An 11,762-nucleotide genomic window follows, 5' to 3' on the forward strand; every position below is an offset into this window, starting at 1 on the left:
GGATCACGTCGGACCACGGCGAGATCGCGCGATGCTGTTCGTACGGTCCTTCTCGTGGTCGTTGTTTGTGTGTTGAGTGCTGCGTGTGGCTTGCCGGTCCAGTGGGGGCGGCCTGATCTGAAGGTGACGTCGGGTACGGCCCAGGTTCCGTTGAGTGAGAATCCGTTGTCGATGGATCAGATCTGGGACCCGTCCGATGTGGACGAAACCGGGTTGATCGACCTGCATGAAACACCCGACGGTGCGCGTTGCTCAGTACTTCCTTCGGGAGATGTGAAGGCATGTAATTGGCGGAGTGAATCAGGACTCTTTGTTGTCGATATTGGGGTGCACACGTTCTCGACGAAGGTGAGCTTTAACGAGGTTCGTCTGCGGGAGAATTTCACCGACTTCCGCCCCACGACCGTGGGCGGAGCACCGGCCCTCTTCTACCACGTGAAGGGCCAACGCCCCGAGGTCTGCAACATGGCCTGGGGCAACCCGACCGGATCAACCTGGATATCAGTACAGCGTATGGGCGTTGGCGACGAGGACTTGCTTGACGTGTGTGGCTGGACGCAAGCCTGGGCTGCCTTCGTGTGGCCCTCCACCCGACAAGAACACCCGAAGCCTGAATCCAGCGCCACCAGCAAAGATGTGTGGCAACCCGACTCACTCGACGAACCGGGTTTCCTGCGCCCAAACAAACTCCGCCGATTCGACGAGTCCTACATTCCTCACACTTGCGAAGGGTTTCCCGGGGCGATCCGTTCCTGCACGTGGGAGGTCGACCCCGCAACATACGGACTACACAACCCATATGTTGTTCGCGTCTCCTCGGTGGCCCAACCGTTCACCGAATTCAAAAGCCGCCGTGTCGAGGCCTATCCGAGCACTAAAGCCGTCACCGTTGCCGAACAGAAGGCGATCCAGTACAAGGCCCTACCTGGCACTTGTAGCGTGGCGTGGCCGGCCCGCACCGGAACGGCATGGCTACGGGTAAGCCTCTTAACCTCCGTACGTGACACCGACGTCGACTCGTGCGTCGAAGCATCCCGAATCGCCGCATCAGCAATACCCGCAACAAAATAGGTGCAGATGGTTAGACGGGCAGGTTGACGAAGCCGGTGTGTCCCATGAATCCATCCGTGCCAGCGGCCGTAAGGGGGGCGGCGCCCGGCCCTGGCCTCGGGTGACTCACGGGTCACTGGCTTCTGGGTTGCGCGGTGCTAGCTACTCTATTGGCGACTGCGCAGACGTCGACTTTGTCGTCCTCACCCCAGGGGGTGATCCTGGCCCAGGCTGTTCCTGATCGGGTTGGCCAGGCGATTGTGCATACTTCGGGGAAGAGTCGATACAGGAATGCTGGCTTGCCGTTCACTTGTATCGGGTTGGTGTCGGGGTATGCTTTTGCCCGGCGTTCGGTGAATTCTTTGTACGGTAGCGCGGTTGACGATATGCGCACGTTGTACAGGTTTCTTGTTCCGTAGCGGTAGGATTTGTTGTGGAGTTCCCATATGCACGATCGTATTGCGCCGGTGAAATTTGTGCACTCGTCGGGGCCTTCGCCAAGTGTGGCTGACAGTGTGTTTGGTCGGAGGAACTCGGGGGTGTTTAGTGCGTCTGGTTTCCAAAGCGTCGCCAGCGTCTTCGGATCGGGCCGCGCGGGCGGAGAAGTTGTGGTAAAAGGGTATACCATTTCTGCCCAGGTTTGCGTGGCCTTGCAGAGATCAACCGGCACCTGACTCCCGCCAGCTGCTATGGTCACGAATACAGATCCGGTGAGTGTGCCCCACGCTATATTGCAGACCAACTCGGTGCTATCGCCTTTGTTACTGAAGAACAAGGCAGGCTTACCGTTGACCTGTGTCGGGCGAAAGTCGGTGAAGTTGCTCTGCAACCGCACTTCGGAGAAGCCGATTTTTGACGAGAAGACGTGCGCATCGACGTCGATAATCGACGGGCGATCCGACTCCATGCGCCAGAAGCAAGCACGTGTTCGTCGCGTAGGGAGTACTGAGCAATTCGGATTGTTCGGCGACTGAAAGAAGTCGAGTAGTGCGGTCTCATCGACGTTCTTAGGGTCCATTGTCTGCGACAGCGGCACTGCGTTCTTCGAAAACGGCACTCCCGCTGTGCCCGATGTGATTTGTAGGTCATAGCCGGATGCCCGACCGTCGGTTGAGCAGCCGGCGATCAACGCGACGGCAAGTGCCAGTGCGGCCACAGTGAGTCCGACTCGTACTGGCTTTGGTGCGTGACCGGCCCCGAGCGTCGGACTCGTACCCGACTTCGTGTCGTCGGGCATCACGACGCGCACCCGGCAAGTTGGAGTTGGTTCAGCGCGGTGCTGATCGCCTCGTAGGTTGCATCGGGCAGGAGAGTCTCCAAGTGCGCGCGGGTAGCCGTTCGGTTTTCGGCGTTTACGACGAGGTATTGGGCGGCGGTCGTGGCGGTCGGGGACACTCCGACGAGCCTTGTAAGGCTGTCAGTCACATCGACGTTGTTACCGACCGCGGGCAGCGCGGGCGCGGCGAGGGACAGATCCTCGGCGTCATGGGCGGCGTGCCATTTTCCGTCGGTGTACCAGTAGCAGAAGGTGAGTTGGCCGCGTTCGGCACGGATGTTGAGGGTGGCGTCGGTGACCCAGCCCGGTGCTCCTGCATAGAGATCGGGGAGGTCGTCGCCGAGTCGGTAGGCGCGAGCGAGGCGAGCATTCTCGCCAGTGCCACCGGAGAGGACGGCGTGGCGGCCGGGGAGCATGAGGAGTGTGGCGCCGCTGTAGCCGGGGGCTTCGTAGATGGCGGTGGCGGGTTGGATGCCGGCCCCGTAGACATTGCCGGTGGCCATCGTTACCGCCGCGAGTACTGCCCACCGTGCCCACATGGGGTCGGCGTCGGGTAGATCGACCGTGCGATTCGGTACCTGGATGGTCGTCGGGGCGCTGGCGACGACGTCCGGCCGGCGTTGACGGTTGTCGTGGTACGCGTGGGCGAGTAGCCACAGCGGTGCGGCGATCGTCGGGTAGCGGCGGAATTCTTCGCGGTAGACGTCAGGGGGAAAGACGTACTCGGGGGCGAACGGTTCGGCCGCACCGCGGTCTTCGACGACCGCCGGGTCTTGTCCGTGTTCGGTGGACACGGCCAGTCGCCACCACGGGCCGTCCGGGCTGGCGGCACTGAGCCGACGGTGCTCGTCGACCATCTGAATGACGTTGGGCGGGATGGTGAATTCGTGGGCGCGCCCCTGGTCGTCGGCGTACATCGCGACAGTGTGTTCGGCGGTGCTGGTCAGCGCGAACGTCGCCGCCAGCCGTGTCCACCGGCCGGGCGCGGCCATCGTGACCTGCAGACCGATCTGGCGAGCGAGGTCGTCGGTGGGCGAATTCTCATTCGGTGCCGGGTTAAACAACGTCCCGTCGAGGCGAAGCGGGACGTCGGGTCGATCCGACCACGTCGGGCCATTCGGATTGGGCAGACCGTCGGGAGTTGTCACAGGTAGACGGTATCGGACGGTCGGTCCGACGTGGAGTCCCACGTCGGCCCGTCGGGGCGTCTTGGCTATCCGATGTGTGAGAATGTCAACGCCGAAAGATGTTCTCGCAGAGCGGAGTGACTGGGTGATGTTGGGCGCGGGCGGATTGTTCGAACAGCAACGTGCCCAGCAGGAGCTCGGTGCGGAAGTCGCTCGGGCGCTGCCGCCGGAGGCGGAATCGGCAGTGTTGGCGGCGTCGATGTTGACGTTGGCGGGTCAGGTTGGTGTTCAAATCGCGTATGCCGATGGCCGGTGGGAACGTTTTGCCGGTGACGCCAACGTGTTCTTCGGTCCCTTAAAGCGGCTGCGTGAGGCTATGTACCAGGATGGGCTGGGAACCTGGTACTCGGCTGTACTGCGAGTGGGGCGGTCGGGTGCAGTCGACGGTCAGTTCAACTATGACGAGGAGCCGAAGTGGGCTGAGCCGGTAGCTCCAGGCTTCTATGCGGCAGACTTGGCCAGGTTTCCTCGCGATGAGGAGAATCAGCCGGCTTGGCTACGGGCGATGGTGGCGCAAACGCGCGATAGTGAGTTGCCGCCCCCCGGTACGGTTGGTGCAGTGGAGAGTGGCCGGCGCGATGACACTGCCGAAGGCCGGGCCAGCACCGGACTGAGGCTGGTCAATCAGTCTGGCGTGATGCGCTGGTATGAATCCGGCCGGGTAAGGCTTCGACTGCAGGCGGTCGGCGGAGCCGAACGTGCATGGTTGGTGTGGGCGGCGGTCGATCGTCGATCGGTCGGTTTGGCGATGGCGATGTACGACTTCGTGGACTGGTGTGCCGATGAACTGGGTGTCGATGCGGCTGGTGATCGATCGTGGCACAACGAGTTTGGATTCAGACTCGCTACCGATGATCCTGACGTGGTGGCGATAGAGACCAACAGGTTCATCCAGTCATGGAGCAGCATCGGAACCGCCGATCCAGGGTCAGCGGTCATCGCCGATGACATCTGGTATGCAGTGGCGCCAGGCTAGCTGGACTGCATTGGTTCTGGTGGTCACGCCCGTCTAGCCAGTGGAGTTTGCATGATTCTGGAGAGGGAGGCCCCGGGCCTCAAGTGGTACCAGTCAGGGGACTACCGCCTTCGGCTGAGACGAACCGAAGACGGTAGTGGCTGGACTCTCTGGGCGACATCGGAGTTTAGATCCATCGGCCTGATTATGGCCATCTACGATTTCGTGAGTTGGGGCGAGCAGGAGTTGGTTGCTGCCGTCAAGCTGGACCGAGCTTGGCACGATCTTCAAGGATTCACCTTCGAACTCGATGACCATAAGACAATTGCCCACGAGACACTGCGGTTTGTCGCTGAGTGGGAAATCGCGCCGGACGAGAGATCACCGCTCGTGCTGCCCGAGGACTGGTATGCCGAGGACTAGGGTCGCCCCACGTGCCCATTCGGCGCGCAGATGTGTGAGAATGACCCTCGTACTGCGTGCGTGTCTCGTGACCGACGATCCGATGGGGGGAGCGCCGAGTGGCTAACGAATCCGCGAAGGAGCTCGTCGCGTCGCTGATGGAGACGCTGCGCGAGCAGCAGCGCGACTCGGCCCAGTTGCAGGAACGCATGGCTGCCATCACTGCGACAGCCCGGTCGTCGCAGGATCTCGTCGAGGCGTCGGTGAACAGTCGCGGCATCGTCATCGAGGTGAAGTTCCACCCGGAGGCGGTGGAACGCTCGGGCGGCCTGGCCGCGCTGGGCCGTTACGTGACCGAGGCCGTGCAAAAGGCAGCGCAGGACGCCGCCGCTCAGGTCGACGAGCTGATGGCGCCGACGCGCTCGCGCCTTGAAGGTTTGCCGCAGGCTAACGAGTTGTTCCCAGGTATGCCCTCGCCGAGCGAGTTCATCCCAGAACCGGTGGAGCCTTCGCTGGCACCCCCGAACTCGCCGGAGCGTCAGACGACCGCCGCCGACGATCCGGATGTGTACTTCGCCGAGGTCGAAACCGTCGAGCGCTCCGATTCCAGTCCTATCGATCGGTCGTGGTGACATGCCGATCTCACCGATTAGTCCATTCACCTCAAGGGGGTTCCAACGATGGTTACGCGTGTAGATTTCGAGGCGCTTCGTGCCGGCACCGAGCAGCTAGAGGAAGTTCGCGACGAGGTGCAGCAGATTACATCGCGCCTGCAGGGGCGGTTGGCGGCTGAGGGGCAGTCGTGGGGTAGCGATACGCCGGGGTCGACGCATGCGGCCGGGTATACCGATCAGGATCAGAAGACGATGGATGCGGTGGAGAACCGGATTACCACGCTCAACCAGTACGTCGATGGGCTGACGGAGGGCTTGCAGAAGTTCGTGGGCACCGAGGACACGAACACCAGCCGCTACCAGGTGTGACGCGCGTGGGGGTGCGGGCGGCGGGTGGTAGCCGCCCGTGACGATTGGTTTTCCCGAGGACCTGCAGTGGCTCGGGTGGGTCGTCGGCATGGAGTGGCCGGAAGCCGACGAGGATTCGCTGCGGCGTATCGCCGACGCATGGCGCGATGCGGCATCTGATTTCAACGGTTTGACATCGGAGTTGAATGCGGCCGCGTCGGCGGTACTCGACTCCCTTGAGGGGGAGACATTCGAGGCGCTCGAGTCGCGGTTTGCCGAATTGGTTTCAGGGGATGGATCGCCGGCTGAGATAGCGAAGGCGGCACGGTTGCTCGCCGAGATGTCGGATGCGACGGCGACCAACGTCGAATACACGAAGCTGATGTTCATCGCCCAGCTGATTGTGCTGGCGATTGAGATCGCTATCGCGATCGCGGAGGCCGTGCCGACGCTGGGTGCATCGTTGGCGCAGATTCCAATCTTTCAGGCGATCACGCGGGTTGCGGTGCGGTTGTTGACGCGGGAGTTGTTGGAGAAGATCACCGCGACGGTCGCGCGGCGGGTTGCGTTGAAATTGCTGGCGGCGGTCGGTGCCGGTGCCGCGATTAATGCGGCGTTGGCGGCGGCGATGGAGGGCGCGGTTCAGGGCATTCAGTTGGCGAAGGGGTCGCGCAAGGATTTCGATCTGGGCCAGTTCGGTAAAACGGTGGCGACCGAGGGGATCGGCGGTGCTGTTGGCGGGCCGGTCGGGGCGACGGGTCGACGGTTCGTGTCGCAGGGACCTTCGCGATTGGGGCGGTTCACTTCCAACGCTGCCGTGGGCGGCCTGGAAGGGCTGACGAGTGCGGCGGCGTCGATGGGTGCGGGCGTGGCGCTGTTCGGGGATCAGTTCGACGTGCGCGGGCTGATCGGTGGCGGGCTGAGTGGGGCGATGCCGGCCGGGATCAGTGGGTTGCGCAGTAGTGACGGTCCGGCCGGGCACTCCACGGATGCGGGCAACGGCCCGGTGCCTGATACGCAGGCGCCGGGCGAGTTGGGCACAGGCGACCGGGGGCGGTCGTCGGAGTCGGGGGATTCCGGCACCGACGGGCTTGGCGGTGATCGGGGTGCGTCGAGTGATGCTGGGTCGTCGACCGGCGACGGTGCGCCGGCGACGCATCAGGCCGATTCTGCTGCAACACCGTCCGAGTCGTCGACGGGGCAAACCCAGACGCCCGACACCAACCAGGACGGCGATTCTTCGGGGCCGCCATCGGGGCCGCGCACGGTCACTCCGGATACGTCGGGAGACGGTGCATCGCCGCAAGGCACGAGCCCGCAAGGCGCTGGTCCTCAAGGTGCCGGGCCGCAGGGCGCCGGACCGCAAGAGGCCGGGGCCGGGCCGTCACCGGGTGGCGACGGTCCCGGCGGTGATGGACCGGGGTCGACGGTACTGCCGGACCAGGATGCGACGGGACCGGGTGCGACGACACAGACTGGCAGCGACGGGGATTCGTCGTCGACGGGCGTGCCGTCGCAGACCGATACCGGCACCGACCCGGGTACCGGCGTGGTCGAGCCGAATTCGGGTGACACGGCGACCGGCGGTGACGGTCCGGCCGGGCCGACCGAGGTCAGTCCGGCCTCCACCGATAGCACTGCTGTGGAATCGGGCGATCGCGCGCCCACCGATTCCGAGTCGACGACCAGCACTCCCGCCGGAACGGGGATGGCCGGTGCCGGTGCGGTTGGGCCGGCCACGACCGGATCACCCGCTAATAGACCCGACCCGGCCCGCACCGATCCGAACGCCGCCAAGCGCGACGCGGACACTAAGAGTGCCGATGAGCTGCGTAGCGACGAGACAAAGGATACTGACGACGCCAAGAGTGCGGAAGAGTCCAAGGCCCCAGATGACTCTAAGGCCGGCGAAGACACCACGGTCGCCGAGAACAGCAACGTCGAAAATGACGCCAAAGCCGCAGACGACACGACGGCTGTCGATGACACGGCGAGCACGCAGAAGGCGACCGAGTCCGACAGTCAGCAGGCCGGGATCGACCAGGACACCCCGTCGACGCTGACCGACCCCGACAATCAGACCGGCCCGGTCGTCGATACCGCCGACCCTGCCGCGACCACCACTCAAGACAGCACCGTCGACCAGCAGGAAACCGCCACCGACCCGGGTGCCCGCGACGACGCCGACGCGACTAGCAACGATCGCGATGGCGACAACGCTGACCGTGGTGAAGACGGCAACGCCGACGACAGCACGAAGGTGCCTGACGACGGTCAGATTCCCCAGAAGGTATTGGATCAGCTGGTCGCCAATCCGGATGCCGTGTACGGCTTTGAGCCCAAGCCGGGTGATCCGTTGACGAAGCTTGCCATCGATTGGACGAATCCCGAAGAAGTCGCCCGAGCCAGGGAAGCTCGGGCGAAATACCACAACGACGAGCAGGCCTTGGCGCGAATGTTGGCAGAGCGTCGTGAGGCGGGGATCTCGCCCGAGCAGTACGCGCGTGAGTTGGTTCACGAGCGGAATCAGCTGAGGGCGCAGTCGTATATCGAGGCGGGCAATTTCGACAAGCTTGCGAAGATGCGCGAGAGGAATCTGCGCGAGTACGGCAACCCGGATGGTCCCACGCCCGAGATGCTGCTGGACAAGTACGGCTCGTGGGACGAAGTGGCTGAGGCCAGTTTCCGTTCGAACCGCGCCATGGATGTCCTCGTGGGTCTCGATCCCTGGCGCACGTCGAACGATCTGGACACGACCACGCGCGACGCTGACGACTCGACGGGGGATCGCGACGGCGATACTACCGACGGAGAGGGGGACCGCACCGACCCAACAGACGATTCGGCTGGGGACGACAGCGGCCGAGTGCCCCCCGGTGACGACACCACCGGACATGCTTCGCCCGACGACACGCAAGATATCCTTGCCCAGGTCGCGGCCGATCGTCGGTTTACTCTGCCCGAGGCACTCGACGTTGTGCACCGTGCTACCGAAGTCGGGCAGGACGGCCTCGATATTTTCACTGACGCCGAGCTGGATCTCCTAATGGAGATCAATCGCAGGATTCCGATGCCTGACCTGAATACAACGGTATTTCAGAAGGTTATTCTCGGCGGCCAGCTCGACTCGATCATCGCTCAGATCAAAGACCCGTCGCAGCCGTATAGCCCAGATCCGGCATTCACAGCAGACGGGATTGGTGGCTTTGTTGCTGTGGCGGCTGACATGCAGCCGATCATGGACGGCCCGGGCATTCCGGCACGTTTGTACGATGCCGTGCAATTGGGGTATCCAGATTCGGAGTACTCCCCGTCGATGTCACACATGTACGTTCTGCGGGGCATGATTGACGTGCGTGCGACCGTAGTTCGGCCGGCCGGGGCAGTGTTCGACACGTGGAACACTCGTCATCCAGAAGTGGAGAGTAGCCCGCCGCCAGGGGTGAAACGGGCAGTTGGAGAACTAGATCCGCCGCACACTGGCACTGGGCTACCGGGAGGCCGCGATTTCGGCGCGCCTGAGTACCAAGTGCAGCAGGATGGGAGGCTCCGTCCGGGTGCCGAGTTGGTCTTAGTTGGTGCTGACGGCACCCAGACGCCTGTCGCCGTCCTTCGGGCGAACGCCAATCATGATCTTGCGTGGCACCCGGTGGACGATTCAGCGACAAGCGCACCGAACACCGCAGACTTGACTGCAGGGCCTGAGCCGTCGGTGACAGTCGAGGAGCTTGCGGCCGGCCAGTTGCCACGACAATCGGAATCTGCCGGGCTGCCTCGTCCGGTCGATGACGCTGTCGTGGGTGAGCCTGGTCGTTGCGTACCAGATGCGTTGTCGCACCTCTCGGACTTCTCTGGTCGGCAGATGGATAGCCATGTCGACCGCGAAGTCGGGGTTGAGGGGGTCTCGGGCCGGGAACTGGAAGCCCGTGCGGGGGGAGAGTTGCGTGTCACCAGTGGGATGGCTGAGCTTGCCCAGCGTTTGAGGGATCTGGGGCCGGGGTCGATGGCGATTCTGGCGGCCGAGCATTCTCCTGGCGCGCGTCCCGGTGAGGTCGGGGCGCACGCCTATGCGGTGGTCAACAGGGATGGCGTGATCGAAGTGTGGGATCCGGCGACGCGGGCCCGTGTCGAGTTGCCGGACCATTTCACATCACGTGCGTGGGCGGTGACCTTCGACAGCGACGGCAATCCGATTCATCCGCGAGATCATGCGACCAGCCCTCGCGACGGGGAACTCGATGTGCGGGAGCCGGGCGACCGTGGGCCAGAGTCGCGCATCGGCGGGTTGCGCAATGATTTGGTCGGCCAGGCGCAGATGCCGGAAGGTCATCCACGTCCGGAATTCACCAATGAAGTCGATGTGACGGGCAAGGATGTACCGGGTAAGCGGACGCCGTTTGCGGCGCGAACGGATCTGGAGCCGAACACGCTGTATCACGTCGAGGGTCGAGGCGATTTCTACACTGATCACACGGGTCGCGTCGTGTTCGTCGAAGCGACATACGGGGTGAAAGGAAACTTGAATGCGGACCTGAACCGGCCGCAGCCCGACACCACCTACGTGGTACATCCCGACGTCACGAACCCGATTCCCGGGGTCAGCCATGCCCACGTGTTCGAAACCGATCACTTGGGGCGGGTGGTGTTTGCTCACACCGATGCCCTCGTGTTGGGCGACGCGTCGAGGTCGGAGTCGATTCAGCAGCGTATCGGTGACCAGGGGGGTGACGGCTACGATGGCGGACACACCTTCGCCAACTTCGCTGGTGGCGGTCCGGAGAGTATCAATCTGTTCGCCATGTTGGAGTCGGTGAACCGTGGGAGCGGTGACAGCTTCTACAACTTAGAAGGGAAATGGCGTGGAGCTCTGGGAGTGGAACCGCCTCCGATTATCCCGGTAACGGTCAAACCGATCTACAACGATGGCGGATCAGTGCCGACGAAGTTTATTGTGCAGTATACAATTGGGGGCGGTCGACCAGAAGAGAGGACCTTCAAGAATGAACTTGAATGAGGGTGGACTATACTCCCAACAACGAGCTCAGGCCGCGTTGGGTACGGAGGTCGCGAAGTTTATACCGGAAGGCGCAGACGGGCTCCTGGTTGAAGCTTCAGAAACGTATCCGACTTCACGGTACCTTTATAAGGCGCTATACTCGGATGGAACCTCCAAGTACGTTGCTATGGATATCAACTTTGATAGGGACGTCATTTCTAGACTTCGCGAGGCCATGTATCAAGGAGGTTTGGGCACGTGGTTTTCGGCGGTATTGATCGTTGACCGATCAGGTTCTGTGGATGGGCAGTTCAATTACGATTCAGAGCCAGAGTGGGATGCGCCAGTCGACCCAGTTGTCTATGTAACGGATCAGGAGAAGCTTCCGCGGGATGTGGAGAATCAGCCGGATTGGTTGAAGGCGAAGCTGGCTGAGGGGTTGGCTCGTCGCGAGGAACGGGGACAATAGCGTGCTTCAGGTGATAAGTGGGCGAGGTGTCCATGGTGTTTGATCCGCGGGTGTTTCCTATCACGGATCAGCCTGTCTGGCATAGCGGGGTCTACCGGCTGGTGGATGGTCGGTGGTATCAGTCGAGGGACAGGCAGACGGTGGTCAGGGTCTATAGTTCGAATCTAGATTCGATTCCGAGTGGGTTCGAGTCGCTGGTGAATCCTGATGGCTGGGAGAAAGAACACTATTCGGGCTATCGGGATGTCTCGCCGCAGGAGTGCGGACCCAGTGTCCGCGTCGAGAATCTATGTATTTGGAAGAACATTGTGTGGTCGGTCAGTGGTGTCAGTGTCGCGGATGGCGGTGCGTGGCGGTTGAAGAGCCGCGGGGTCTTGGAGGGGGATTATCCCGATTTTCGACCGATTGCTAAAGATGCTGAACTTGGGCATTGGCCGGGTATCTTCTTTTGGGCTCGCGGGGAAC

At 62.6% G+C, this 11,762-nt stretch carries 10 protein-coding genes; 8 read left to right on the forward strand and 2 right to left on the reverse strand.

All coding sequences use genetic code 11. The features are described from left to right. Positions 1-171 precede the first annotated feature (171 nt). Positions 172-1,071, forward strand: coding sequence for a DUF3558 domain-containing protein (locus GOARA_RS19235; RefSeq protein WP_007321293.1), 900 nt, complete (start codon positions 172-174; stop codon positions 1,069-1,071). A gap of 112 nt (positions 1,072-1,183) precedes the next feature. On the opposite strand, the gene GOARA_RS19735 is transcribed toward GOARA_RS19235, so the two are convergent. After that, positions 1,184-2,206 (reverse strand): DUF3558 family protein, encoded by a 1,023-nt coding sequence (locus tag GOARA_RS19735; RefSeq protein WP_170265735.1) that lies wholly within the window; start codon positions 2,204-2,206, stop codon positions 1,184-1,186. Between the two features lie 80 nt (positions 2,207-2,286). Further along, entirely contained in the window at positions 2,287-3,474 is a 1,188-nt protein-coding gene (locus tag GOARA_RS18870) for a hypothetical protein (protein WP_007321295.1), read from the reverse strand. Positions 3,475-3,556: 82 nt separating this feature from the next. Between GOARA_RS18870 and GOARA_RS20365 the strand changes: the two genes are divergently transcribed. The 7 genes from GOARA_RS20365 to GOARA_RS20375 all read left to right on the forward strand — a co-directional run. Further along, positions 3,557-4,489 (forward strand): hypothetical protein, encoded by a 933-nt coding sequence (locus GOARA_RS20365; protein ID WP_007321296.1) that lies wholly within the window; start codon positions 3,557-3,559, stop codon positions 4,487-4,489. A gap of 186 nt (positions 4,490-4,675) precedes the next feature. Further along, positions 4,676-4,891 (forward strand): hypothetical protein, encoded by a 216-nt coding sequence (locus GOARA_RS20370; protein WP_138947550.1) that lies wholly within the window; start codon positions 4,676-4,678, stop codon positions 4,889-4,891. A 98-nt stretch (positions 4,892-4,989) separates the two neighbouring features. Further along, entirely contained in the window at positions 4,990-5,502 is a 513-nt protein-coding gene (locus GOARA_RS05365) for a YbaB/EbfC family nucleoid-associated protein (RefSeq protein WP_007321298.1), read from the forward strand. A 48-nt stretch (positions 5,503-5,550) separates the two neighbouring features. Beyond that, the gene (locus GOARA_RS05370; protein ID WP_007321299.1) at positions 5,551-5,853 is read left to right on the forward strand and encodes a WXG100 family type VII secretion target; all 303 of its coding nucleotides are present in this window, start codon (positions 5,551-5,553) and stop codon (positions 5,851-5,853) included. A gap of 37 nt (positions 5,854-5,890) precedes the next feature. Further along, the gene (locus tag GOARA_RS19745; protein ID WP_007321300.1) at positions 5,891-10,846 is read left to right on the forward strand and encodes a WXG100-like domain-containing protein; all 4,956 of its coding nucleotides are present in this window, start codon (positions 5,891-5,893) and stop codon (positions 10,844-10,846) included. A gap of 169 nt (positions 10,847-11,015) precedes the next feature. Further along, positions 11,016-11,297 carry a hypothetical protein gene (locus GOARA_RS20520; protein ID WP_245548359.1) on the forward strand — a complete coding sequence of 94 codons (282 nt, stop codon included), beginning with the start codon at positions 11,016-11,018 and terminating at the stop codon, positions 11,295-11,297. Between the two features lie 35 nt (positions 11,298-11,332). Then, positions 11,333-11,762: hypothetical protein (locus tag GOARA_RS20375; RefSeq protein ID WP_211599490.1), on the forward strand; the 430-nt coding region annotated here is incomplete at its 3' end.

Origin of the sequence: Gordonia araii NBRC 100433, from assembly GCF_000241265.1 — a bacterium.
Lineage (GTDB): Bacteria > Actinomycetota > Actinomycetes > Mycobacteriales > Mycobacteriaceae > Gordonia > Gordonia araii.

What these genes read in the sequence shown, in the direction of transcription:
- GOARA_RS19235 (WP_007321293.1), top strand. Translation starts at nt 172, where the DNA reads ATGGATCAGATCTGGGACCCGTCCGATGTGGACGAAACCGGGTTGATC.
- GOARA_RS20365 (WP_007321296.1), top strand. Translation starts at nt 3,557, where the DNA reads ATGTCAACGCCGAAAGATGTTCTCGCAGAGCGGAGTGACTGGGTGATG.
- GOARA_RS20370 (WP_138947550.1), top strand. Translation starts at nt 4,676, where the DNA reads ATGGCCATCTACGATTTCGTGAGTTGGGGCGAGCAGGAGTTGGTTGCT.
- GOARA_RS05370 (WP_007321299.1), top strand. Translation starts at nt 5,551, where the DNA reads ATGGTTACGCGTGTAGATTTCGAGGCGCTTCGTGCCGGCACCGAGCAG.
- GOARA_RS20520 (WP_245548359.1), top strand. Translation starts at nt 11,016, where the DNA reads ATGGATATCAACTTTGATAGGGACGTCATTTCTAGACTTCGCGAGGCC.